Origin of the sequence: Pseudomonas mosselii (genome assembly GCF_005796105.1) — a bacterium.
Classification (GTDB): Bacteria; Pseudomonadota; Gammaproteobacteria; order Pseudomonadales; family Pseudomonadaceae; genus Aquipseudomonas; species Aquipseudomonas mosselii_C.
On record NZ_VAUO01000001.1, the window covers coordinates 360,675 to 385,229 of the forward strand.

The window sequence follows — 24,555 nt, forward strand, 5'->3', positions numbered from 1 at the left end:
ATGCGGCTACTGCTGGTTGAGGATGACCTTGCGCTGGGTGAAGGGATCTGCGATGGCTTGCGTCAGCAAGGCTATACCCTCGACTGGTTACGCGACGGCGTCAGTGGTTTGCATGCCCTGCAGCATGAAACCTTCGATCTTGTGATTCTCGACCTGGGGCTACCACGTCTGGATGGCATCGAACTGCTCCGGCGCGTACGCGCCGGCGGCGATACGCTGCCGGTGCTGATCCTCACCGCGCGGGATGCGCTGGAAGATCGCATCACCGGCCTGGATGCCGGTGCTGACGATTACTTGGTCAAACCCTTCGATCTCAACGAACTCAAGGCGCGCTTGCGTGCACTGTTGAGGCGCAGCGCAGGGCGCGCCAAGGTGTTGATCGAACATGCCGGGGTCAGCCTCGATCCCGCTACCCAGCAGGTGCGCTACCAGGGGGTAGAGGTCGTATTGACCCCGAAAGAGTACGTGCTGCTGCACGAATTGCTGGCGCAACCTGGCAAGGTGTTCACCCGTGAGCGGCTGACCCAGCTGCTGTATGGCTGGGACGAAGAACCCGAGAGCAATACGCTTGAAGTGAACATCTATCACCTGCGCAAGAAGCTGTTCAATGGCCTGATTCGCACGGTACGCGGCATTGGTTACCTAGTCGAGGCCAAAGCATGAGTTCGCTGCGCCAACGCACACTCTGGCGAGTGATGTTGTTATTGTTGCTCGGCACCGGCCTGCTGGCGCTCTACAACTACCACGACAGCCGCCGCGAAATTAACGAGGTGTATGACGCGCACCTGGCGCAGAATGCCCGCCTGCTGCAGGGGGTGATGAGCATGCCGGTGCAGGAAGGCTCGCGTCAGGCCCTGTACCAGGCCTTCAACGAGGCGCTTGGCAAGGCCGGCCGGCATCAGGTCGGGCATCCCTACGAAAGCAAGCTGGCCTTTCAGGTCTGGCAGGACGGCGTGGGGCGCCTGGTTCATACACCCAGCGCGCCGACCCTCGACCCGCCCCCCACGTCTCCAGGTTTCTACGACTTCATCAGCGACAACGAGCAATGGCGTGGTTTCGTCTTGCCGGTGCCAGAAAAACATTGGGTCATCTGGGTGGGCGAGCGTGACGATGTGCGCTACGACCTGATCGACCGCATCGTTCGGCATACCCTGTTGCCGTTCCTGCTCGGCAGCTTGGCCTTGGCGCTGCTGGTCTGGGCGGCAATTGGCTGGGGGCTGCGGCCGCTTCAGAACATGGCCACGGTCATCCGCAAGCGTCACGCCGATTCACTTGAACCGCTGCAGTTGGTGCCACTGCCCTCGGAACTCGAACCGATGCAGGCTGCGATCAATCGCTTGCTGGCACAGATCGAGGACCTGCTGCGGCGTGAACATCGCTTCATCGCCGATGCCGCGCACGAAATGCGCACGCCGTTGGCGGTGCTGCGCCTGCATGCGCAAAACGCACTGGAGGCCAGCAACGATGCGGAGCGCCATAAAGCGCTGGGCTTCCTCATGGGCGGGGTCGACCGACTCACCCGGGTGGTCAACCAACTGCTGACCCTGGCGCGGGTCGAGCCTAAATTGGGCCAGCGTGCCAGTGCTCCGGTGGATCTCGCCGAATTGGTCACTGACACCTTGGCCGACCTGACACCCTGGATCCTGGACCGAGGCCTGGAGCCGTCGCTGGATATTGGCCAAGGCGAGCATCACCTGGACATCGACGCCGGTGCCTTGGGCATCGCGTTGCAGAATCTGGTGTCCAATGCGGTAGAGCACTCGCCGCCAGGGGGCCGCATAACCGTTTCGTTGCGGCGCTTGGCGGATCACGTCGAACTGGTCGTCGAAGATGAGGGGCCGGGTATCGATGAAGCGAGCCTGTCACGCGTGTTCGAACGCTTCTACAGCCGTAACAGCCCGAACGGGGCAGGTCTTGGGCTGTCCATCGTCGCCACCATCGTCGACCGGCTGGGCGGGCAGGTGCGCCTGGACAACCGAGCCAGCGGCGGCTTAGCCGCCACGCTGTTGTTCCCCGTGGCGTGATGCCGCCTTTGAGTGGCCGCGCCTTCACGCGGATCACTTCAGACTTCCTTAAGCTTGAACAGGCAACTTGGCGCTGTCCGGTTGCCAAGCAGGGCGTTCGCATCGCGCCAGGGGCAACGGACATACCCTTTATCGTTCGAGGTCATGGATATGAAGCGCGATTCAACGCTTGACCGCTATGGTCGGCTATCGATCATCATGCACTGGAGCATGGTCATCCTGTTCATTGGTATTTATGCGTGCATCGAATTGCGCGGGGCGTTGCCCAGGGGACATGCGCTGAAGAGCCCGTTGCTGGGCTTTCATGCGCTGTTGGGTATCGCCGTGTTCGTACTGGTTTGGGTACGCCTGATTGGCCGGCTCAGCCCGCGTCCGCCTATTCTCCCCGCGCCGCCCACCTGGCAAACTGCGTTGGCCAGTGTTACCCACCTGGCCTTGTATGGGCTGATGATCGTGACGCCGCTGTTGGCCTGGCTGATGTTGGGCGCGGCAGGTAAGCCATTGCCGTACTGGGAGATCGTGGTGCCTTCGCCGCTGCCTGTCGATCCTGCGTTGGCCCGCACGCTCAAGGACTGGCATGAGTTGCTTGGCAATGCCGGCTACGCACTGATCGGCCTGCATGCGTGTGCAGGACTGGCCCATCACTACCTGCTCAAGGACAACACCCTCAAACGCATGCTGCCGGGGCGATAAGCCGCGAGCCTAAGGCTGATACCCCCCCACCCAGGCGACGTGTGTGCCGCTAGCAAGGCACAGCGAACGTCCAGGGAATTTACTCAGCGTCTGGAAATCTCACCTAAGCGAGCGGCACGCTTGTTGTGGTTTCTGCCGTCCCTACGCTGAACAAAAACAAAAGGGGGTTTGCATGAGTTGTCTGATTTGTGCCGGACAGGCCGAGTCTATCGATTGCGCCAGTGGATGGGAGGCGCGCTGCTGTGCGCAGTGTGGATCGTATCGCATGTCTCAGGCGCTCATTCTGATGATGATGGAGCAGGGGCAGATCTTCGATACCCCACGAATGCGCGCATGGCTGGCGTCCCGACGCGATCAAGGCGCGGTGCCGAGCATCGAGCGCAGTCACGCGATCTTGATGCGTTGAGCCGACGGCCTGCGGCCCAGCGCTAGTCTGAGCGGCAGGCCATGCTGCGTCTCTGAGGTGCCCTGAATGTGTGTCATGTCTCGGTAATACCTGCTGTTTGGGCGGCGATGGCGTCTCCGCCAAGCCGCCGCCACACGTGAACAGCTTGCTTTCGAGCCGGGGCACTAGTTCGCTGGCAAGAGGATCACGAAGTTCTTTTTCATATCTTCCAGCACTGTCCATCTGCCCTTGGCGCCCGGTTCGATAATGAACGTATCGCCAGCGGCCAGTGTGACCGGGGCAGAGCCCTCAAGCTCGATCACGCAGCGTCCACTCAGGACATGGCAGAACTCCCAGACTTTGTAATCGATACGCCATGCGCCGGCAGTGGCTTCCCATTCGCCTGAAATACGACCTTGCTGTTCATCGTGATAATACTTGGACGTCAGCGTATGAGGGTCGCCTTCCACGACCTCTTCAAAAAATGGCAGGTCGCGCACCGCTTGGATATCCAGGTCGCGGAACACGGTCAGTTTCTTGTTCATGGTTTTTTCTCGAGCACGTTAGGGTTGGGGCGATACATCAAATAGGCTTCACCGGTTACGCCAAGCATCGGGTGTGGAACGATTTGGCAGGTTTTAACAATGTGAAAACCGTGGCGTTCGTAGAAGCGGCGTGCACCGTGGTTTTCTGCATAGTCGATCAGGCATAGCCCGTCCAGGCCAAAGTCCTCGGCGCGCTGTTGCGCGTGACGAAGAAACTGCACGCCCAGCCCCTGACTGCGCCAGGCTTCATCCAGCGCCAGGCTGGATATATACAAGGTATTGGGTATTTCCATGTCTGAATAAGGTGCGAGGACTGGGTCGGTCTCGACAGCCCTTTCAGCGGTGTCTTGCAAGGCATAGCTATGCATCATGCCGATGACGCGCCCCTCGAACGTGGCCATCAGGCAGTTCTTATAGGAAAAGTCGCCCTGCTCCCTGGCGTAGCGAGATACACCGACACTCAGCAATGCCTCCCCAGGTGCGGCAAGCTTGCTCCATATGTAATCGGCCATACCCTCTGATGTCAGTTGAAAGAAGCGCGCAATATCGTGCGCGTCCGAGGCATGAGCAGGTCGGAAGTCGACAGCCATGTACAGTGCTCCGCTGGGATCGGGTGAGGTAGGTTTTTCAGGATTACGCCGTTGAAAGGGGGCAGGGTAGGCGTTTTGAACGGTTCCCATCATGCTCCAGGCGAACACCTTCAGCACAACCTGCGACGGTGCACTGGCATCCAGTGATGTGTGCACTCGGGTTGTGGTGCGAGTTGACCTGGATCGGCTCAGTTGGGGTGACTGGCGTTGAGGGAGGTTAGCCTGGGCGGCAAGCCAGCAGGTTGTGCAGCACGTCGGCGGAGCTGGACAACTCGCTAAGATGGTGGCCAACAACGCATCGAAATCGAGCAGGCCGTTGCGGCTGTGACGGAAATGAGTGCGGCTGTTGATGAAGTTGCCAGTAACGCGGTATGCGCGTCTGAAGTTGCCAAGGCATCGCTGGGGACTACTTAAGCCGGGTATTGGACGTTATTCAGTGGGTGGCTGAGCAAACCAATCTGCTGGCGCTCAATGCGGCCATCGAGGCTGCTCGTGCCGGTAATGCGGGTAGGGGATTTTGCAGTGCTCGCTGACGAGGTACGTGCGTTGACCCAGCGTACCGGTGCTTCGACGCTGGGATCGAGAAAATTATCGGCCTCATTCAAAAAGGTACGGCAGAGACAGTTGCCAGGCTGTTAATACGTGCAGGACGACAACCGTCCGGGAACGTCTAAACCAACTAAGCCACTGATTTTTTTGATTTATGGGGGCGGTAGCGGCCCGTCACAAGCTATCGGGATCGCCAAAGAACATTTTGACTAGGCTCTAGGACGGTGTTTTCAGGCAGAAAAAAGTCAAATGTGCCCCCATTATTGCCCCCAACCGCACTGGCTATGTGAGCGATCGCGAATGGCGATTCCTGACAAATTCCAGCATGGCTCCGGGTGGCTTTCAGTGTACGCCCAAACGGGGGTAGGGAAGTGGAACGCCCAGACGTTCTCCCTCGTTGACCTGGAAACCAAAGCTGGTTATGCGCAGCCCAGTTCTTGTTCGGCCCCGCTAACGCAAAGTGGCCGGTGCGGTTTCGACATGTGTCGGGTAGTCAGGCGCAGCTAGCGGGCGGTCGAGTGCGAGCGCCCGCGTGCCTAGGTACCGCTTATGCCGATGTCGGCCTTGGCTCTGCGGTTACATCAGGGACGTCTAGTGCCTTAGTGTCGATGCGGCGGAATAGGAACTCGCCTTTGTTCTGATCGAATACAGAAATAGCAGCTAACGGAACAGCTGTGATCAGAACACCGGTAAGTACATCGGCGACCGCATGATTGAAAAGATTCATCCCTCACCCAGTCGCGCAACTTATGCTTTGGGCTCGTCCCAGTCGCTACGCGTCGCAGCAGTCAGCGCATCCCAGTCATCAGGAGGGTTGCCGCGGCCCAGCATCTTCTCGAATACGGCGTAGGGATCTGATTTGCTGCCTGCGGACCGTAGGGTATTTTCGTCGTTGACCCATGCATAGACGATGACCTTGGACCTTGAGTCGTAGCGAAAGAACAGCCGAAAGCGCCTGCCGATTTTTGCTCGGCGCCAATGTCTGTAGGCGGTGCCCAGCGTGTTGCCTTGGCGGAACTCATCACGGCCTGGGTCGGCAGGTACAGCCTCCATGATCAGATGGCTCAATGCCCGAAATAGCTTGACGTTGGCGTTGCTCTCAAAACCTTGCGGATCGTTCTGTTCAGCTCGGGCGGCGGCTTCGTGCAATTTGCGTAGCTGTAAAGTCACACCTTCATGGAACAACAGGGTCCAGCCATTTCGCAGCATCAGATCGCGACCTCACCATCGATATCTTCGTCCAGGTTTACGGAGTGCTTTGCGTTGGCGAGCATGGTTTGCGCCAAGTCTTCTGGCAGAGTGGTGAGGTTGCGGCCGCCTCGGATATCAGCCTCCAGCAAACCCAGGAACGCACCGATGGCAGGGTCTTCGTGGGTGGTTTCTACGCGGCTGACCACGATTTCACCCCCGCGTACGTCAAATGCAATTTTGCCACCAGTGTCAATGCCCAAAAGCTGGCGAACGGATTTGGGCAGTGTGACCTGTCCCTTCGAGGTTAGCGTTGCGATTTCGTGGATGGCAGGCATGGGCGTTCTCCCGGATGTATTGATTGAATAGTAAGGAAAAATCCTTACACGGTCAATCTTGGCTTTCTGCTGATCAAGCATAGGCGGGGAGGACGCTCAATAGCGCCGCAGGATGAGTTACACCACTTCCAGGGAAATGATAGGTTTCTCGGGATTGCGTACAGCCCCTAAAGCGCTTCCTGTTCGACAATAAACCCTGCCTCGAACAACTCCTTACCCAGGCTTGCCCAGCCCGCTAATTCTGCGAAATGCTTCATCCGGGTCAGTGTCCGTTTCGAGGCTGGCTTTCTCATGCTCACAGGGACGTGGTCTGGAGTCATGGCATAAGGCATGAGCGCATGACCGGCGGCCGCTGATGTCTTGGCCAGAACAGAGGCGATGCGAAAGCCGCCTTCGTCGACATCCCCCCAGTGATGAACGGGCGTTCCTGGCGCAATGCCCGACAACAATCGCTGATACATAGCCCGCCACGCCGGGGATGGCATGCCAGCTGTGTAGATTAGTAAAGTGGGACGACTAGGATGACGCTTGGCCTCAGAATGGAACGTAGTTAGGTTTTCGATGGTAAGCACGCTTTCTACTGGCCCTGAGATCGACTGAATGGCAGTCGCAGGCAAACCTGTATACGGCTCGTCGAGCATGGCCGTCACCCGAGTCCTGACGATGGCCACGTTGCCGGCCAGCAGTACAGGTTGCTCCTCCTTGAACAGGCCAAGCTCCTGCCAGATCTCTGCGGGTGTTCTCGCCGTCGCTTCAATCGACCCTTGCAGCAGAACATCCAGTTGGACTGTCAGTTGCTCGATCCTTTTGCTGTTGCGAAGCAGGCGGGCGCTCATTTCGCGCACGGGCGATAGTGTAACGTCCTGCATCTGCAAACACTGGTCGATTACGGTGATGGCCTCGATCCAGTTGCTTGCGTCTGTCGGTCCGTAACTACGCACATTGGCCATGCGCGACCACCGCTCGATGACCTCCTCCAGCACGTCATACCGCGCCAGATGAGGTGCAAGCAGCTCTCTGGCATCGGCCATGATCTCTTGATGTGTTGTCTGCTTCAAAAAACGGGCGAGTACGGAGATATCGATCAGCTCAATCCGCTCGATGAGCCCGTCCTCAGGATTGAGTTTGTCGCGCAAGAAGTTGATAGCGCCGGCATCCCGTGCGGCGAGGAAGATTTCCTCGCACTCACGTTTCTGATGCCAGTTTCTCAGCGACCCATAAGGCTTGAGTTTGGCAGTAGTCAGCGCGGGGGCATGCTGACGCACTCCCGCCTCTGATTTGTTACCCATTTTTAGCAGTTTCAGAAGAAGCTCCTGGGCGATCTGTTCTGTCATAGCGCCGCCCCGTCAGGAGAGATCTGAGGGCCGTTTGACTTCGCCTTCATCGACAGCATCTCTTCTTCGATCAGCTCTGGATGAAATTCCCAGAGATCCTCACGGAATTGATCCCGCATCGCCTGGGTAACATCCACTCGATCAACCTGTACCGCGTGGCGCACGGCGTCCTTCTGAATCTCGAAGTAGTTGTCGAGAAATGCGTTGAGGATCCCGAGATTTTCTCCAGGGCTTGCAAGCAGGACCTGCAGGCCAAGCTCCTGCAGATACTTCATCGTGGCCACAATGTTGGAGGTGTCCATTTTGTCGAATGCTTCATCCAGCATGATCAGGCGTAAGCCGTCATTGGCACCATGGTCCATGCGGTACGCGGACCACAGGCCAGCACCGGCGATGACGTACAGCGGAGCACGATGCTCGCCTCCTGAGCCCGAGCCAATCCGCTTGCTCAGATGGCCAATGGTCTTTTCGGTGCCGTCCGGTGCGACCTGCTCGATGCGAATATCGAATTCGTAGAATTCACGATAGTCATCCAGTGGGCTTTTCTCGCCTGCATTGCCAGCAGTGGCCTTTTCCTTGAGTAACTCTTCAAACTCAGGCGGAATGGTGCCAGCCTCACCAAACAGCCCGCCGTCTACGCCGTAGTCAGCGACTTTTTTGATGAAATCGAGCAGAGTTTTGTACTGTGGCCGGGTCTTGTACATGAACTGGTAGCGCTCCCCATTGGTAAACAGTGGAGTACTGCTCAAGGCTGCGTTGAGCCGTTCGAAGGTCTGTCGAAGAAACACAACGTTGGTGTTGAGCGCGATGGCCACGTCCCGCCGAAACGTTTCCTGAGAGGCTTGATACGCATCTTGGGCCTGCGCTTTGTATTCGGGAAGCTCGGTGACTTCGAGCTTTTGTACATAGCTGTCGATCCAGGCCTTGGCGATCCGCCAGTCCTCTAGATCCTGTTGAGTCAGGGACTCTCGGTGTTCCTGAAGGTAGGCCCACAATTGGGTTTGCGCGCTGGTTGCCAGTTTGGTTCCGGCCTGCTCGTCTTGCTGGGACTCTCGGTTGCAATGGGCAACCATCGCCTGTGGCGATTCGAAACGCTCGATCAGTCGGCTCCATTCGGCAGACACGAAACCGGCGTCATAGTCGACCTGCTCACGGCATTGCTGCTTGAGCAGAACGCATTGCTCATAATGAAGCTTGCTGCTGGTATGAGCGGCTACCAGCCCGGGAATAAGTGATTCGCTTCTCGCGGCGGCTGTAGAGGCTGCTCGCTCCTTCAGCTTGAGCTGATTCACGTCACGCTGAAGTGTCGCTATACGTTCGCAGATCTCGAGGTATTCCGCGTCTGCGATGTTGGCCACCCGCTGGTCAGCAAGCTCACTCTGGCGAACGGCTTGTTCGTACGCCGTCATCCGGCTAACGAGCAGGCGGCTGGCAAGCTCGCTGCCGAAACCGTTGGTAAGGTCCAGCGTGTCTTTGACAGCGCTCAGTTGCTCCCGTGTCTGCTTGAGCTTGAGCGTAGCAGATGCCAAGTCGGCCTTGATTCGTTCGGTCTGGCTTCGCGTCCCCGCGCCGATCCGCAGTCTGTCATCATCGAGTTTGAGCCGTTCAAAGTCCCGCGGGCTGACATACATGCCGTCCACGGTCAGAGTTCTTTCACCCTTGAGCGCATCGCCGGTTTTCTCGGCGCGCTTCAGGTTGCCGAGCTGACCGCGCAGATAAGCGACGGCGATGGGATTGGTGCCCTCGATCAATTCTGCGGCCAGACCGTTCAGATTCATAGAGGCCACTTTGACTTGGTTGCTGCGAACGATCTTGACACCGAAGGCCGTTCGGCGCCCCTTCAAGCCGCGGTAGATCGCAAACGCCTGCTCTTCCTGATCTTCAGGCAGCAACAAGGCTTCGGTGTTCTTGCCCAGGTAGGCTTCGATTGCCGGTTGCCAACGTACATCGGTGATCTTCACCAGATCGCACACCGGGGTCGGATGGAGCCCCTCATCCCGCAGCTCTTCCAACAGAATCTGGGCATAGTTGCTCAGCGGTGCCCGTCCTTCTTCGGCCCGTTTGAGTGAGCCTTCCAGAATGCGCACCTGATCTGCGAAATCGGACGCCTGATCCGAAAGGTCCTGATGGACGGTCTCCAGCTTTGCCCTGATCTCTTGCCCTAATACTGCCATGGCGTCCAGCGGCGCTCGTAGGGTCTCTACGCTGGCCAAGCCCGGAGTGGCGACCAACAAGCGCAGGCGCGCCGCAAGTGATCGAGCCTGCTCTTGCAGCGCTGTCAGATAAGGCGACTGGGCAACACCCTCCAGTGCGCTGCTGACCTTTTGAAAGTCTCCATTAAATACTTCTGTCTCTCTGGCCAGCTGCTGTTGAGCATTTTGCTGATCCAGCTGGGCGTCTGCATTTTCCTTGTGCGCGGCATGCAGTTGCTGACGCGTGCTCAGGTGACTGAGTTCGCCCTCCGAGGCAGCCAGTGAATCGCTCATGTGCTGGCTGGCAGTATTGAGCTGTTGAGTCGTTCTTCTGGCCTGTTCAAGAACTTCCTCGGCGGTTTCGCAAGCGAGTTGAGCCTCCTCCTCCTGAGCAATGGCTGCCAGGCCACGCCATGAGACTGCACGGCGTAGCTTGGTCTGTGCCTCGAGGTAGCGGCCGGCGACCTTCTTGCCCTGAGCGATTTTCTTTTCAACGTTTTCGATGAGCAGATTGAGGTGTTTGAAGGTGTCGACAATGGCCTTGAACTTCTTGATGTTCGTCGGCTTTCTCTCCAGCACATCGTTGCGGACGATGTGATCGACAGACTTGTCGAACTTCATCCTCAGCGCGAAGCGGAACGCCCGGATGAAGGCATCGTAGGAGGGTTGCCCATTCCTGCCCCTCAACGCGAACAGGACCTGCTTGGTAAAGCTAGACGGGTCATCGTAGAACGGGTTTTCCCCGAGAATCTTCGCGCGCTCCATCAAGCGGGTGCGAAAACTCTTCCAGGGCAGGGGGGTCAGGTCACCTTCAATGGATTGCAGGTGGTCGGCCATGGCCAGTTCAATGCCGTTGACCACATAGCGACCCACCACCGTCGCATCCTCACTGTCGAGTGAGGCTTCAATGCAGATGCCGGTCGTGGTCGGCTCGTTCGTTTCGGTGTTTCTCCAGGTTAGAGTGATGTAGGTCGTGGCGTTAGGGCGTGCGCACTGGGTGATTTCGTCGCCGTACTGCCCCAGGCAATAGGAGCGAAGCGACCGCGACATCTTGACCCCCGATGAGTCGGCTTGGGCGTTGAAGGCCATGTGATTCTTGTTCGCCCCGAACATCGCAATCTGGACCGCATCCAACGCCGAACTTTTACCGCTGCCGTTGGGACCGAAGATGCCGCTGGTTTCTCCTACAGGGAATTCTTCGCTTTCGTACAATAGAAACTGGACCAGCTTGATGCTTTCAAGGCGCTTCATGGGATGTCGTCCGGGCTAGGCTGTTGGGCATCGCTGTCTTCTGCAGGCGGCAGTTCGACGTCGCGGTCCTTGGCTCCCCACAGGGCAAGCTGCTGCAGAGCGGCTTCGCCGAGGATGACCCGTATGGCGGGGCGGATCGCGATGCCACCATCGTCGGATTCGATGTTCAGTCCTGACAGATGGGTGTCGCCGGCCTCCAGCCGACGAACGATGCCCCACCGTCTGGCCGTGCGGATCAGGGTTTCAAGCTCACCTTTGGGCGGCAGCTCCCGGTTGGTCATCAGGCGGTATTTTTCCTGCAGCTCGATGAAGTCGCAGATGATTTCCCCACTGTCGTCCGACACCTGGCCCGCGCGCATGCCATCCTCATAGAGCCCGCGTAATACCAGGGCGAACATCGTCTGCGGGATCGTTGCTGTCGTGAGGCTGGGGTGTTGGGGAAGGGCATAGGCGTACAGCAACTGACGATCCACACCGATGGTCACTCCCAGCGGTGCCAGAGCCTTGGCGATATGGCGTTCGTACTGGTCGATGATGGAGTAGATCTTTCGCCCTTTTAGGTCTGAGTGATAGATCACTTGATCCGTGACCAAACGATAGGTGGCCGCAGCAAAATCGTCTTCTTCGTAGTATCCATTCGAATTGCTCGCCAGATCTTGCCAGTGGCTGTTCATGGCTATTCCCTTTTGTGGTCGGATTTTGTTTTGCGCAGACGGATTTGAAATGACTGCGCGATGAGGAAGGGGTGCTCGCTCGTACCGTCTTCGTCGCACACCACATCGAAGCCCGGGATCTGCTTTCGGGCCTGTATTCCGGAGGTGGCGATTTTTGATTTGAGAGCCGTCGCCAGACTGTTGAAGCTTTGGTAGGCGCGCAGGTTTTCAATGCTGTCGACGGGCAAGTCCTGGCTTTTGACCTTGTCGTGTTCACCTAACGCTGCCTTGGCATAGTCGCGTAGTTTTGCCGGAGTAATGCGCCTGCGCTCCTGAGCGCGTCGGACTAGATTGCCCACGGCCCGGGTGTGTTCCGACAACACAGCCTTTCGTAGGGGCGCCGGAGGTAGGCGCTGAATTTCCTTGCGCGGTTGTGCAAGCCTGGCAGCGCTCATCAGCGCATCCGGTGCGAACACCTGCGGCAAGGCGTCCATGGCACCTTCAAACCCGCCTTCCAGTCCGCTGCCCAGCAGCCCGTCGATGGCTTGGCGCAGCAGATCGTCAATGGGACGGATCGTTTGAAGTCGATACTGCAAAACGATCAGTGCGCATTTGTTTGCGCTGCGGACCTCATCGTCTAGGCGCTCAAGATACTCCTCGACGCGATTCAGTTCCTCCAGACGTCGCAGGTCGCGGCCAAAAGCCGCAGCGGCTCTTGCCTCGTCTCCGTCGGCCAGTCGAGTGATGTACCAATTCATCAGCTTGGCCCGGTGTTCGGGGATCGAGGCGAGCTTCTCGACCGCCTGCAAAATATGCGGGCGTTTGGCCAAGGGGTGTTCTTGGGTGCGCAGCTCCTTGTAGTCGCCGATGAACATGTTGACGACGTAGTCCTGAAAGAAGCGGCGAGCGTAGTCTGCGGTGGTCTCCTGAGTGGAAATCGAGGCCATCAGGTCGCGTACATTGGTCCCGGTGGTCCTGATGTAGATGAGCAGATTCCGGCATTGCTCTGCTGCCTCGCGAAACAGGTCCCCGCCCCCTTCGCCCTGCATTACTTTGGTGATCAGCGCATCGATGGAGTGGATTTTTCCGGAGACGAAGACCGGGTCCTTGTCCGCGTAATCGATGAGCAACGTGAGCATCTGGTTCACGGGCGGCGCTATCGAAATGGTTTGAGCGAGCCCATGCTTCTCGGTGCGGAACCAGCCGGCCTGTACTAAGCGGCGGAAGTAGTTCGACGCCCGCTGGTCCACGCTAAGCCCTGGATCATCGCCGTCCTCCAGATGCCAATCGGGCGCGTACCGGATATGGTCTTCGACATCCTGTAAAAGGTCCCGCGGGGCAAAGCCGCGGCTCGGTGGTAACGGTGCATCTGGGCCAAAACGGCGTCGGTACAGGTAACACAGGAGCGACCAGTACTGAAGCCGGTTGGTAGAGGCGAGCGGGCTGAACAATCGATCAGGTATGCGCTCGAACAGCTTCGCGCCAGCGCCTCCTACACTGTGAATATCCATTGTCGTAGATCCTCCATGTTCTCGACAGCCAACTGAAACTCCGGAGGGAGCTGTTTCGACGTATCCGTTGCTGCGCGCAGGTCCTGTATGAAGTACGAGACCATCGCTGCACGACAGCGCTCTACCCGCGCCGCCGTACCTGAAAAGTATTCGAACCGGATCATCTCCTGCTGCGCCTGACTCAATCTAGGATGGGCGATCAGCCGAACCTGAAGTTGTGTGTTCCAGGGGTGGTCATCGTCCGCTGACCGTGCGGCAGGGGTGGCCAGCAGCTTTGGGGAGTCAATGCGTCCCAGCGCGAAATCGCGAAACTCCTGGCGGGTCGAACAAAACGCACGCACGTGCCACCGACGGCCGGCTCGCACGATGCTGTGAGGCGAGATCTCGCGCCGATGGGGTCTAGGGTTGCTCATCGAGCGGTAGTTGATTTGGATGCACCGGGAGAGCTCGATGGCTTCGCTGATCTGGGCAAACACACGCGGCACAGGTGTGGAAATGTCGGGAAACGCATTCCATATCGTTTGCTGGCTGGACGACTCGTTCTGGGTATGGGAAATCCCTACCAATGACAGATAACGATCCAGCGATGAAGAGGTGTCGATCTTTGTGCGGTAAGCCGCTGGAGTGGCCCGATAGCTTCGGGCGACGGAGTTCCACTCCATCCAGTTGGGGTGTTCGCTATGAAATTCACTCATGATCTGACTGACGCGAGTGACCTTCATTCCTAACAGTTCACGCAGGCGTGCGTTGCCGAGTCGACCGCCCCACAACAGCAGGGTCTTGAGGAGTTCGGAACGCTGGATTGGCTCGTTGATCATGAGGATTCACTGGCTCGGAGTAATGGTCGCCAACCATGGCGTACATCGAATATAGCTTACGAAAAATGTAGCTTACAAAAAATGTAAAATTATTTTTTACAGGACATAGCATTGTGAATGCTTGGCTGTAATGGCTCAGGCGGCAGGACGGGGGGCTTCAGTGCAGACGAAAACGTCGGCACTAGAGTGTTTTTTCGCAAGTAACAATGCCGAGCGATTTTCATGTTCAGGCAAGGCGCCGCGAGGAGTCGTAGCCCAGCTACGGCGAGGAGCGGCAACGCTTGCTCCTTTGGTTTCAATTGGCCATCATTTGAGCCAGTGGCCGCTACAAAAGCGAGCTAAACTCTGCTCCCTCAGATTGAGCTCCCCCAATGCGGTTGTATTCAAGGAAGAGTATTGATGTCTGGCGAAGAAAAAAATGTTGCTGTCAGCCCACATGTACAGCTCGCGTACGTCGAGATAAATCGCTTTCGTCGATTAGGGGCTATCGAGCTCGAGATTGATCCTCAAACCACTATCTTGGTCGGAGCGAACAACAGCGGGAAGACCTCAATTCTATTGGCCCTGAGGAAATTCTTAGCTGATTCTCCTGCTTTTGGCGCATTTGACTTGAGCGTGGATCAGTGGTCCACGTTACGCAGGCTTGGTGAAGTTTGGGAAGCGCTTGACGAACCACCTGCATCGAGTGATACCAGCCCACAGATCTGGCATCAGTACCTTCAGGATCTTTTGGCGACCATGCCAACGTTAGACCTGTGGTTCAATGCGCAGGCTGGCGCCTACCATGTAGTCAGTCCTTTCCTGCCATCTTTACGATGGGCTGGTGGCGCTGTAGGCGTCCGTTTACGGCTAGAGCCAGCGACTACCATTGATGATCTTCAACAGCTCGCGTGGCGATACCGTGAAGCTCGACAGCTTGTTCGCTCCTTGGATTCTGCTGCAAGGCCATGGCCGACGGATTTGTTGGATTACTGGCTGCGCTTTCCTGGTGATCTCAGCCACGTGATCGCGTATAGGCTAGATCCAGCGAAAGGGCCGTTGTCAGGAAATCCGTCAAGCAAGCCACAGGATCTTTCTCCATACGCGAAACCGATCGAGCGCACGCATCTCTCGTCGTTGATCAAGGTCAATTTTATTGCCGCGCAGCGAGGACTTGGGTCAGAGGAAGCTGATGCACGTCCTGGATCCGACCCGCATCGCGTCGGGCTTTTTTCGAACCAGATGCTGCAATATGCTCGTCGTCATCTGAATAGTTCTACTTCTGGCGCTGGGCATCACCCCGAATTGGTACTGGCGGTAGCCAACGCCCAAGGGGCACTTGATGAAAAAATCAGAGCTGCCCTAGAGCCTTCGATCAAGGATGTCAGAAAACTTGGTTACCCAGGGCTTCATGATCCTCAGGAAATTCACTTTCGGACTCGAATTCAGACCGCCGACCTGCTAGACCACAGCACCGCTGTGCAATATCGCCTGGACGGTCAGCCCAATGAGTTTCTTCCCGAGCATGCGATTGGTCTTGGCTACCAGAATCTTCAATCCCTCAGTTACCAATTGGTGTCCTTTCGGGAAACTCGCCTTCGTCCCGAAAAAGGCGCGCCGGCAGCGGTGCATCTTGTCCTAATCGAGGAGCCAGAAGCCCATCTTCATGTTCAGGTTCAGAGGATTTTCCCCAAGAGAGCATTTGAGCTCATCACGCCAAAGGAAATTGCGGACGCTCACCTTTCCAGCCAGATTTTGCTTAGTACTCATTCGAGTCATATGGCCCACTCAGGGAGCTTCAGTCGCCTCCGTTACGTTCGTCGTGTTCGGGCGACCAAGCCTGAAGAAATGCCCAGTGCTGAGGTTATCAACTTGGCGGATACCTTTGGCGCCGACGCAGCTACCCGGATATTTGCGGAGAGATATTTTCAGGTACAACATACTGACCTTCTATTTGCGGACGCCGCTATCTTCGTTGAGGGGACCGCCGAGAGGATGCTTGTTCCGTTTTTCATAGATCGTGACTTTGAGGAATTGAGCAGTCGTTATCTGTCTTTCCTAGGAGTGGGAGGGAGCCATGCTCACCGACTAAAACCATTAGTAGAGCGATTGGGCATACCTACTGTGGTTATCACGGATATTGACCCCGTTAGTGAGTCGAAAAGCGAGAAGGGTAAGACCACCTGGGTCGCGACCGCAATTTCCGATTCGGCAATATTGACGTCGGCAAATGACACGCTTGCTCAATGGCATCCTCAACTAAAGAATTTCTCGAGTTATGCTGAGCTCAAGCTAGATGAGAAGATCTGGACTGGTCATAAGGGTAATCGTGTTTTATTTGCCTGGCAGGTCCCGATTCCAGTTGGCGGTCCATGGCCGAGTTCGTTCGAAGACTCCTTCATCCTAACCAATCTTGAGTGGTTTAAATCCAAAATCGATGAGAAGGGCGCTTTGGGGAGAGCTGCTCGGGAGGTGGAGGAGCATTCCGATCTACAGCTGTTGAACCTGAGTCTGCATAAAATGCTCCGGGGGTCTTTCAAAAAGGGTGATTTTGCTGCGACCCTTTTTGAACAGCTTTCCCTTGGGGCGCCGCTTGCTTGTCCCGGATACATTACTGATGCACTCGCATGGCTGGAATCAGAGTTGAATCCAGTATCAACGGGGGAGCAGCCATGATGCTTTTAGAGGGAAATGATCGTGATGCGAATGTTGTCGACGAAGTCACTGCCTACTTGGCCGCCCCCCAGCCTCGAAGTTTCTTTTTGTTTGCGGGTGCCGGTTCCGGTAAAACACGGACGCTTGTTGAGACCCTGCGCCGGCTGACGGGAGTGGAAGCTCACGACGCTGGTACACAGTTTGCTGCTCGGCTGCGATCCCGCGGGCAATCAATCCGTGTAATCACGTATACCAGAAATGCGATATCCGTGATAAACGGTCGTCTTGGCGAGAATGACCTTGCTAAGGTGTCCACCATTCATGGGTTTTGCTGGGGGTTGATCGGGGGATTCGATGACGACATTCGAGAAGCGCTGCTTGGCATCAATGCTCAGAATCTTGAAAAGGCAAAAGAGACCGCTGCGCAGCGGGTGAGAGGCCCTACCCCCAAGGATAAACGTATTCTTGAGGACCTCCAGGAAAAAGCCGAAGCCATCAAAGCCACTCCGAGATTTATCTATCACCCAGACCGTAATACCTATGGTGAAGGTGCCCTACAACATGCGCAGATCATTGCAATCACGGAATGGCTGCTTTCGGAGCGCCCTACGCTCAGGCAAATCTTAGCGGATCGACATCCGGTAATTCTTATCGACGAATCTCAAGATACGATGAAGGGAATGCTTGGTGCCCTAATGAAAGTAGCGGAAGAAAAGTCAACAAGATTGGCTCTAGGCTTTCTTGGGGACCACCGCCAGCGGATTTATGCTGATGGTCACCAGGATTTACCCGGCTTGATCCCCGAAGCGTGGGCACGTCCTGCATTGCAGATGAATCACCGTAGCCAGAAGCGAATCGTGGAGTTGATCAATCACATCTGGGAAACCGAGATGGATGGCCGGACACAACCGGTGGTAGGCGTGAAGCAACATTCACGAATAGAAAAAAATGCAGGCACCGTACGGATTTTCATCGGTAATACAGCCCAGTCGGCCGACGCAAAGATTGCCGGCGAAGCTCGATGCGCTCAGGCAATGACTGAGATTTCAGGCCATCGCGAATGGGGTAGTCCAAGTAAGGGTTTTCAGATTTTAGCTTTGGAGCACCGACTTGCCGCCCGTCGCGGGGGATTTCTTGAAGTCTTCAATGCACTATTGCTTATAGATCCCGACTCCACTGCTCCGCAAGGAAGTGGTGAGAATACAGGGCCTGCTGCGGTGCGGGTACTCCTACGTGAAGTCACGGCATTGGCTGCTTGCTTCGATGGGCGATCTGATGTGGATGAGTTCTTAGTGATGGAGGTTTTGCACCGATTTGATCGACTAAGCCGGTTATCAATCGATACCGATCTTCAAAAAGAGCAGCTTGCGAAGATGAATATTGCGGTCAAGGACTTTGCAGAGTTATGTGCAAAGACGGATGCGACCGTCAGACAAATCCTCGAGCCAATTATTAGTGCCGGTCTATTCGATATTGATGATCGTCTTGCTAAGGCGTTTCGAGATATCGAGCCGCCTCCCGAAGTTTCTGGTCGTGGCGTCCCGGAGTCTTCTGAAGACAGAAGGCTACGAGGCTGGCATGCTTTGTTCAAAGCGCGCTGGAGTGAAGTTGGGAGATACAAAAGTTATCTTGAGGGAAACTCCAACCTATCTACTCATCAAGTAGTTAAGGGCTCGGAGTTCGAGCATGTCCTAGTTGTCATGGATGATCAGGAAGCAGGCGGCTTTCTGTTTTCTTATGACAAAATATTCGGAGCAGAGGGTTTAAGCGAAACTGATGAAAATAATGTAGAGCAAAAAAGGGAGACGTCCATCGACCGCACGTTGCGCTTGCTCTACGTCACTTGTAGTCGCGCACGTGAAAGCCTGGCTTTAGTGCTCTGGTCTTCAAACCCGGAGTTGGCGCTGGCAAAAATAAAAACAAGTGGCTGGTTCGCGGAGTCGGAGATTAACGTTGTCCCAGACGAACTTTCGGGTGTCAAAAGCTCAGAGATAGTAGAGCGCTCGGATCCTACACGCCTTATACTTTATCGGTCTATCTGCGAGCCCGATCGCGAAGGCCTGAGCTGGAAGCAAGTTTGGGAAGAGTGTGACCGAGGACTGATTAACTGCTGGGAAATTGGCCGCCGACTTGCTCGGAGAGACCCGCAGTTGGCGGAGCAGTGTAGGGCCGGTGTTCTCCCCGTATTGAACTGGAAAGGCGGCGCTTCTCGAACGTTGAAGAAAATGCGAAAGTTCGGTTCATTACGGTACTTGGCACAGTGGCAGGGAATTCGCGGCGATGATTTGAGCGTCAACCTAAATGCAGAGATCTCTTTGACGTGTACCGAAACCGGCACCGTTGTCACCTATACCTCGGATTGGAGCAAACTGGCAAGTCAACCCAGCGGCCAAGAAGAGGGATAGTCAGGTCTTTGAGGCCGGTTGCACTATCTTGAGCGGAAAAGCATCTCTATGACCATAGGAAACAACGAAGGTGGGGCCAACGCGTCCTACTACGGCTACGACTACCAGAAATTGGTGACTGTCTGGGTGGCGTTGCGCCTAATGTTTGGTCCGGGTGCCGTCACTGACCAAGTAGTGGTGGAGCCAGCATCTCACGACGACGTAATGGCGCTTCTAGCAGTGCCGGAGGAAACGGCCGAAGCCAGCCTCAAAATCATCGCTAGCGACGAATTGCATGTGCAAATCAAGTTCAAGGGCGCTGGCGCCTGGAGCGCCAAGGAGTTTGCGAGCGCAGTCAACGAAAAGGAGGCGAAGGGGGGGCAAGGGGCCGAAGCCGCGATCCCGAGCCAAAGCTCAGCTGCTTGCCGATAGCAGTCGTCGCTATGTCTTCATTACTAACTCTAGCGTGGACGGTGATTTGGCCAAGGGACGAGTCAGTTAGGCGAAGCCTGCCGGACGCTTACTGCGAAGGGCATAGGCAGCGTGGAAGTCTCGAAGCAATGATCAAAATGGTTGAGACGGCGCGTCAGCGCTAAAAAATCGTATCTTTAGCTGAACCTCATATCTAGGCGGTGCTTGTGATCAGCGCCTCCTAACGGCTAGGGTTGGTCTCGGTCTCGGTCTCGGTCTCGGTCTCGGTCTCGGTCTCTTGGCGGTGCGCGATAATTCGGAGCAAATGACGATTTGATACTGGCAATCGCCGCATGAGAGGGGGCTGGTAGGGGGGGCAGTTACACTGTTGGACCAGCGCGCTTCTCAGGGCACTCATCGGTCAAGTCCCTACCGATAGTTTCTCCATTAGGGCAAAATGCTTCACTTTCGTTGAAGTCTGGTTGCTAAGGAGAGAATGCCGGTCATGGCCCCTACTTACATTTCACGACGTCTCAGCTATCACATTGATAACAAACAGCTGGTAATTGATGAAGCCGGGCTACTCGACGTGAGCGCTCCCAAGATAATTTTGGGCGAACCTGGGATGGGTAAGACCAGACTGATCAGCTCGCTCGCTGCTAAGCTGGGAGTAAAGGCAGTGTCGGCCAGCCGCTTCATGCGGCAATCAGCAGTCCTACAAGGAATTCAGTCCGGCAAGCCACTCTTGATTGACAGTGTGGACGAGGCTATCGCCAGCGACGAATGCGCAGCTGTCGACGAGATTCTGTCGAAGCTGGAAAACCTAGACAATCCCGATTTCATTCTGGCCTGCAGAGCTCGGGAGTGGCCTGACTATGCGCTGGTGAAGCTCGGGGAAGTTTACTCGGAGCAGGCCGTTGTCTTTCATCTGGAGCCTTTGAACCGGGCTGAAGCAGAAGGACTCCTCGCTGAAGTCCTTGACGTCAGCCAGGTCGGCGAAGTGCTCAATCGTATGGATGTCGATTGCATTTCGGAGCTTTATCACAATCCCTTGACGCTGGAAATGATGGGGAAAGTTGCAAGAACCGACGCCCATTTGCCCAGTTCGCGCTCAGCGCTGTTCGAGCGAGTCTGTGGGCTGCTCTGGGCAGAGCATAATGAGGGGCGCGCAGCGGATGCGTTGAGGCATCTAACCACCGAACAAGCACTGGATACAGCAGGTGCACTCATGGCCGGGCTGCTGCTAGCGGGAAAGGAGGCCATTGGTCTGGCCAGGCCTGCATTAGTGGCTGACAGCGATATCGGCTTGGCCCATCTCAGTGCGCTTATCGACCCGGTAGCGGCTGGAGCGATTGTGCGGTGCAAATTGTTCAACAGTGAGGGACTATATCGTGCCAAGCCAATCCATAGGGTGATCGCGGAGTTTCTGGGGGCTCGCTGGCTTAGCCGGCAGGCTGACAATCCTCGTAAGCAACGTCGGTTGCTAGCCCAGTTCCAGGGTAGTGGCAGGGTGCCGGCCAGTTTTCGGGGACTGCATGCCTGGCTGACCGTTCACAGAGATGAACTGGCAGAGGACGTCATAACCGCGGATCCGCTAGGTGTAATGCAATATGCCGATACGACGAAATTGACTAATGCTCAGCTCAAGTATCTACTCAAATCTCTTCAAACAATTGCGCAAGCGGACCCTTATTTTCGTGATCATGATTGGAAAGGCCTCTCCGCTAAAAGCCTAATGATCGAGGCTATGTTGAGTGAAGTCGATGCAGCTATCAGGTCAAGAGACAATGTGCACTTGTCTTCATTGCTGATAGAAAGTATCCGGGGAACTCTGCTTGCCCGTTCTCTGCAACAAACGTTGTGCGACGTAATGTTGAACGCTGAGCGTACGATGCACGAACGATACGCCTCTGCACTTGCATTAAAGCCACTGTACAAATGCGATGAGTGGGAGGATTTAATTGCTGCATTGCTGCTTCAAATCAGAAGAAACTCCGCCGAGCTTGCCTATCTGATTATCGAAATGCTCGGTTTCACAATAAATTCCGAACTGTTGGTCGAAACTACACTGGCAAGATTGGGAGTGAGTTTTTGTGAGCTGCCCCGATCGCCGCAGCCCCAAGGGCATAGGCTAGGCGAATATTCATCGCTGTCGGACCAGCTTTCAACGTCTGAACTGGCGCCGGTTTTGGCCTTACTTGCGAATCGTATTGATCTGGTAGATGCTCGGGACTTCACCGCCACCTTCGAAATTCACGAACTCGTTGCCTCGCTGGTGACGCGAGCGATTGCGGAACGAGTCGTCACCCGCAGTAATCCAAGCGTGCTATGGGAGTGGCTTGGCATGCTCTCCCACGCAGACCGCAATGGGCTCGCGATGATGTCTTTGCTACGCCTATTGGCGAGTGATAATCAATTGCGCCGTGCCGTTCAGCACCACGCTCTATTCGGAGACGCACGTAGGTACATCTTCCTCTACCAGGCAACCATCTTGCAGGAGCACCTGATAGAACTAACGAAGGACGACCACCTTCATTTCATGGAGTATCTCGCTACGTTCAGCAACCAGGACGGGGGCATGCGTGAGGATTGGCAGGGTTTGGTTGATTCGGCAGCCTATTCCTGTGGAATTGACCAAGAGCTACGCTCGGCGAGCCTAAAATTTGAAGCGGGTTGCTCACAACTTGCAGATTTTATTGAGCGGAGGATCGACTCAATCGCCCAGTCAGCAGCAAGCTCGAGAGAGCGTGAAGCACTTGCTATTTCGTGTGAGCGCAGAAAAACTCTCCAGGAGAGGCGTTCGCTGCGCTGTTATTATCGTCAGCACAAAAGCGAGTTGCGCGCGGGGGAGCTTCCGTTCATCGAACTTCCGGCCAAACACTATCTTGGATCGCTACGCCTTTTCCATACCGCCCTCCCAGCGTTGGAGCGGCTAAAACTTTGGTGCGGCAAGGCTCTGACGCGTGATGCGCTGATCGGTTTTGAGGCTGTGTTACAGCGGACTGATCTGCCATCAGCAGCCGATGTTGCTAAAGCGCTAGCTCAGAATCGGCATTACCTTTTCAATTTACCCATCTTCGCCGCGCTCTTGTGCCGGCTGCGTCGTCAGGTGGGGTTTACCGACCTGTCTCACGATTTATTGAAAACCGGGCTTTTGCTGTGTTATCAGCAGGGGCGAATGCCCAACGACCCAGACCGATACAACCTTAGTCTGGAGCTTGAGAAAATCGTACTTAGCACAGAATACGATCGTGAAGCGTTCGCCCGACTGTGGATAGAACCAGCGCTGCAAGTTGATCAGAGCGTAATTCCGGGAATTACCCGGTTAGTCACTATTGAAAGTTGGCGATCGACGACGATAGTGTTAGCAGCTGAATGGCTTGCTCGGGCGGGTTCGCTGAATGCGGAAGTAGAAAAGCAGCTATTTCTATTTCTCCTAGATTCAGGAGAGTCAAACAGACTACTCCAGATTGCCAATGCACGCTTGTATGGGAGGGGCAGTGACCCCAAAATTGACTCAAAGTGGTTGGCGTTGAAGGTACTGATCGATTTTGAAGACGCGCAAGCCCAGTTTGCCGACAGGCTGAGTGCACCGGAGTTTATCTGGAAATTGCGCGACGTTTTCACGCTGGAGCGCAACCGACGGTTGGTGGAGCACAGCGCAGGACAGGCCGAGTGGATTGTTTCGCAGTTCCGGCGTTTCTGGCCGATCCTACCCTCAGATGGAAGGGTGCGACATCAAGACGATGCTGACGAGGCGTCTCGCTTCATTATCCTGCTCATCGAACGGCTGTCTGCAGAAACGACCGACGATGCCTGCTGGGCAATCTCCCGATTGGTTTCAGAACCCAGCGACAGCTACAGCGAACTGCTGAAGCACGCACAGGTTAGCCAGCGACAAAAGAATACAGAGGAAATGTTCAGGCCCATCGAGCCAGAGCAGCTGAAGCTACTTCTAGGCGGTGAGCGGCCTTGCAACGCTGAGGATCTCAAGATGCTGATCGTGGAGGAGCTCGCGGTCGTGCAGAACATTTTACAGGGTGATGAGCTTGATCCAGTACGCATGTTCTGGAATGACAGCGAAGAGCCTCGTGAAGAAAACCGCTGTCGCGACGACCTTGCAGGCATGTTGCGATCTCGTCTGGAGAGGTATGAAGTCTCAATGATGAGTGAAGTAGATATGCCCGAAAACAAGCGGGTGGACCTCGCGTTTCGTTGCGGCACTATTCAGCTGCCACTAGAGGTCAAGGGGCAATGGCACTCAAAAGTATGGCATGCGGCAAGTAGCCAGTTGGATCGCCAATACCTGATTGATTGGCGCTCGGACCAAAGGGGTATTTTCTGCGTGCTATGGTTCGGAACACGGGTTTCGCAAAATAGTCTTCCATGCAGCCCCCCAAAGGGAGTTGAGACTCCGACCTCTGCTGAAGAAATGCGTAATGCCTTGATTGAACTTATTCCACAGGAAAGACGTAGTCTGATCCACGTGGTGGTCATGGATCTGACCCGGAGCAACCGGCGTCAGGGGATTTGTTTGGCACAGCCGCTGGATATGCCGTAGCTGGGAATTGAGATCGCGGATACGGGCTTTCCAGGAGCGGTGAGGCGTATGAGAAGCAGCTGCAGAGCCTCCTGAGTGGTAGTTGGGCGGACCTGATCCAATTGCGGAGAAATCCCGAAGTAGCTGAACTAAGCAGCTTGCTTACCCACTCGGTTATCGAGTTCTGGGGAGACTTCGATCTAGAGGCGTTTCGGATCTACCGAAGCCTTCTCCAACGTATTCCGCACCTGGTGCTCAGCTCCCTTTACGCAAATCTGCGGGATGTCCTGCTGGCGGGCGAAGGGCACGCATACCATCAGATTACTGGTAAAGAGGGGCAGGCCCCGCTGGGGGCTTGTGAGTTTGCGGATCTGCCAGAGGTCCGAGCACTAGCTGAGTTATGTGCTCACCGTGCCTAGATCAGGAGTATCTCTCGTTGCAGGAGATTGCAACTGTTGCCGCCATCCAGAAAGGAAACCGTGAGGTTTCTCAGCGAGTCAGCAGGGGTTGAAGGA

General features: G+C 55.9%; 17 protein-coding genes and 1 pseudogene. 9 read left to right on the forward strand and 9 right to left on the reverse strand.

Annotation, left to right across the window (positions count from 1 at the left end):
• From FEM01_RS01720 to FEM01_RS24120, 4 genes are all read left to right on the forward strand, one after another.
• Entirely contained in the window at window positions 1–663 is a 663-nt protein-coding gene (locus tag FEM01_RS01720) for a response regulator (RefSeq protein WP_138217562.1), read from the forward strand.
• The gene (locus FEM01_RS01725; RefSeq protein ID WP_138217563.1) at window positions 660–2,024 is read left to right on the forward strand and encodes a sensor histidine kinase; all 1,365 of its coding nucleotides are present in this window, start codon (window positions 660–662) and stop codon (window positions 2,022–2,024) included. Before FEM01_RS01720 ends, FEM01_RS01725 begins: the two co-directional genes overlap by 4 nt.
• Before the next feature lie 150 nt (window positions 2,025–2,174).
• A complete protein-coding gene (locus FEM01_RS01730; RefSeq protein ID WP_138217564.1) occupies window positions 2,175–2,717 on the forward strand; it encodes a cytochrome b in 543 nt (180 codons plus the stop codon).
• A 265-nt stretch (window positions 2,718–2,982) separates the two neighbouring features.
• On the forward strand, window positions 2,983–3,123 hold the full coding sequence (locus FEM01_RS24120; RefSeq protein WP_171030887.1) for a hypothetical protein: 141 nt from the start codon (window positions 2,983–2,985) through the stop codon (window positions 3,121–3,123).
• 164 nt (window positions 3,124–3,287) lie between these two features.
• Here the strand turns inward: FEM01_RS24120 and FEM01_RS01735 are convergent, their stop codons facing one another.
• Entirely contained in the window at window positions 3,288–3,647 is a 360-nt protein-coding gene (locus FEM01_RS01735; protein ID WP_138217565.1) for a cupin domain-containing protein, read from the reverse strand.
• Entirely contained in the window at window positions 3,644–4,237 is a 594-nt protein-coding gene (locus FEM01_RS01740) for a GNAT family N-acetyltransferase (protein WP_138217566.1), read from the reverse strand. Before FEM01_RS01740 ends, FEM01_RS01735 begins: the two co-directional genes overlap by 4 nt.
• A 291-nt stretch (window positions 4,238–4,528) precedes the next feature.
• On the opposite strand from FEM01_RS01740, the pseudogene FEM01_RS24470 reads away from it, so the two are divergent.
• Window positions 4,529–4,810, forward strand: a pseudogene (locus tag FEM01_RS24470) (methyl-accepting chemotaxis protein); the annotation flags it as partial.
• Between the two features lie 723 nt (window positions 4,811–5,533).
• Here the strand turns inward: FEM01_RS24470 and FEM01_RS01750 are convergent.
• The 7 genes from FEM01_RS01750 to FEM01_RS01780 form a co-directional block, all read right to left on the reverse strand.
• The gene (locus tag FEM01_RS01750) at window positions 5,534–5,995 is read right to left on the reverse strand and encodes a type II toxin-antitoxin system YhaV family toxin (RefSeq protein ID WP_092250107.1); all 462 of its coding nucleotides are present in this window, start codon (window positions 5,993–5,995) and stop codon (window positions 5,534–5,536) included.
• Window positions 5,995–6,312: a type II toxin-antitoxin system PrlF family antitoxin gene (locus FEM01_RS01755; protein WP_092250104.1), complete on the reverse strand. Its 318-nt coding sequence runs from the start codon at window positions 6,310–6,312 to the stop codon at window positions 5,995–5,997. The genes FEM01_RS01750 and FEM01_RS01755 overlap by 1 nt, the downstream gene beginning before the upstream one ends.
• Before the next feature lie 167 nt (window positions 6,313–6,479).
• Window positions 6,480–7,646 (reverse strand): Wadjet anti-phage system protein JetD domain-containing protein, encoded by a 1,167-nt coding sequence (locus FEM01_RS01760; RefSeq protein ID WP_138217567.1) that lies wholly within the window; start codon window positions 7,644–7,646, stop codon window positions 6,480–6,482.
• The gene (locus tag FEM01_RS01765) at window positions 7,643–11,089 is read right to left on the reverse strand and encodes an SbcC/MukB-like Walker B domain-containing protein (RefSeq protein ID WP_138217568.1); all 3,447 of its coding nucleotides are present in this window, start codon (window positions 11,087–11,089) and stop codon (window positions 7,643–7,645) included. The genes FEM01_RS01760 and FEM01_RS01765 overlap by 4 nt, the downstream gene beginning before the upstream one ends.
• Window positions 11,086–11,763 (reverse strand): DUF4194 domain-containing protein, encoded by a 678-nt coding sequence (locus FEM01_RS01770; protein ID WP_092250095.1) that lies wholly within the window; start codon window positions 11,761–11,763, stop codon window positions 11,086–11,088. The genes FEM01_RS01765 and FEM01_RS01770 overlap by 4 nt, the downstream gene beginning before the upstream one ends.
• 2 nt (window positions 11,764–11,765) lie before the next feature.
• A complete protein-coding gene (locus FEM01_RS01775; RefSeq protein WP_138217569.1) occupies window positions 11,766–13,253 on the reverse strand; it encodes a Wadjet anti-phage system protein JetA family protein in 1,488 nt (495 codons plus the stop codon).
• A complete protein-coding gene (locus FEM01_RS01780; protein WP_138217570.1) occupies window positions 13,235–14,071 on the reverse strand; it encodes a helix-turn-helix transcriptional regulator in 837 nt (278 codons plus the stop codon). Before FEM01_RS01780 ends, FEM01_RS01775 begins: the two co-directional genes overlap by 19 nt.
• A gap of 399 nt (window positions 14,072–14,470) precedes the next feature.
• Here FEM01_RS01780 and FEM01_RS01785 point away from each other — a divergent pair, with 399 nt between their 5' ends.
• From FEM01_RS01785 to FEM01_RS01800, 4 genes are all read left to right on the forward strand, one after another.
• Complete coding sequence (locus FEM01_RS01785) at window positions 14,471–16,726, forward strand: AAA family ATPase (RefSeq protein ID WP_138217571.1); 2,256 nt, start codon at window positions 14,471–14,473, stop codon at window positions 16,724–16,726.
• Window positions 16,723–19,110 carry a UvrD-helicase domain-containing protein gene (locus FEM01_RS24550; protein ID WP_138217572.1) on the forward strand — a complete coding sequence of 796 codons (2,388 nt, stop codon included), beginning with the start codon at window positions 16,723–16,725 and terminating at the stop codon, window positions 19,108–19,110. Before FEM01_RS01785 ends, FEM01_RS24550 begins: the two co-directional genes overlap by 4 nt.
• Window positions 19,111–19,158: 48 nt before the next feature.
• Complete coding sequence (locus FEM01_RS01795) at window positions 19,159–19,521, forward strand: hypothetical protein (protein ID WP_138217573.1); 363 nt, start codon at window positions 19,159–19,161, stop codon at window positions 19,519–19,521.
• Window positions 19,522–20,005: 484 nt separating this feature from the next.
• Window positions 20,006–24,061 (forward strand): NACHT domain-containing protein, encoded by a 4,056-nt coding sequence (locus FEM01_RS01800; RefSeq protein ID WP_138217574.1) that lies wholly within the window; start codon window positions 20,006–20,008, stop codon window positions 24,059–24,061.
• The last annotated feature ends 494 nt before the right edge of the window (window positions 24,062–24,555 follow it).

Excerpts from the sequence above, each read along its gene's own strand:
- FEM01_RS01760 (WP_138217567.1), bottom strand. The coding sequence starts at position 7,646 with ATGACAGAACAGATCGCCCAGGAGCTTCTTCTGAAACTGCTAAAAATG.
- FEM01_RS01780 (WP_138217570.1), bottom strand. The coding sequence starts at position 14,071 with ATGATCAACGAGCCAATCCAGCGTTCCGAACTCCTCAAGACCCTGCTG.
- FEM01_RS01795 (WP_138217573.1), top strand. The coding sequence starts at position 19,159 with ATGACCATAGGAAACAACGAAGGTGGGGCCAACGCGTCCTACTACGGC.
- FEM01_RS01800 (WP_138217574.1), top strand. The coding sequence starts at position 20,006 with ATGGCCCCTACTTACATTTCACGACGTCTCAGCTATCACATTGATAAC.
- FEM01_RS01765 (WP_138217568.1), bottom strand. The coding sequence starts at position 11,089 with ATGAAGCGCCTTGAAAGCATCAAGCTGGTCCAGTTTCTATTGTACGAA.
- FEM01_RS01740 (WP_138217566.1), bottom strand. The coding sequence starts at position 4,237 with ATGGCTGTCGACTTCCGACCTGCTCATGCCTCGGACGCGCACGATATT.
- FEM01_RS01775 (WP_138217569.1), bottom strand. The coding sequence starts at position 13,253 with ATGGATATTCACAGTGTAGGAGGCGCTGGCGCGAAGCTGTTCGAGCGC.
- FEM01_RS01750 (WP_092250107.1), bottom strand. The coding sequence starts at position 5,995 with ATGCTGCGAAATGGCTGGACCCTGTTGTTCCATGAAGGTGTGACTTTA.
- FEM01_RS01730 (WP_138217564.1), top strand. The coding sequence starts at position 2,175 with ATGAAGCGCGATTCAACGCTTGACCGCTATGGTCGGCTATCGATCATC.
- FEM01_RS24550 (WP_138217572.1), top strand. The coding sequence starts at position 16,723 with ATGATGCTTTTAGAGGGAAATGATCGTGATGCGAATGTTGTCGACGAA.
- FEM01_RS01770 (WP_092250095.1), bottom strand. The coding sequence starts at position 11,763 with ATGAACAGCCACTGGCAAGATCTGGCGAGCAATTCGAATGGATACTAC.
- FEM01_RS01725 (WP_138217563.1), top strand. The coding sequence starts at position 660 with ATGAGTTCGCTGCGCCAACGCACACTCTGGCGAGTGATGTTGTTATTG.
- FEM01_RS01720 (WP_138217562.1), top strand. The coding sequence starts at position 1 with ATGCGGCTACTGCTGGTTGAGGATGACCTTGCGCTGGGTGAAGGGATC.
- FEM01_RS01735 (WP_138217565.1), bottom strand. The coding sequence starts at position 3,647 with ATGAACAAGAAACTGACCGTGTTCCGCGACCTGGATATCCAAGCGGTG.
- FEM01_RS01785 (WP_138217571.1), top strand. The coding sequence starts at position 14,471 with ATGTCTGGCGAAGAAAAAAATGTTGCTGTCAGCCCACATGTACAGCTC.
- FEM01_RS24120 (WP_171030887.1), top strand. The coding sequence starts at position 2,983 with ATGTCTCAGGCGCTCATTCTGATGATGATGGAGCAGGGGCAGATCTTC.
- FEM01_RS01755 (WP_092250104.1), bottom strand. The coding sequence starts at position 6,312 with ATGCCTGCCATCCACGAAATCGCAACGCTAACCTCGAAGGGACAGGTC.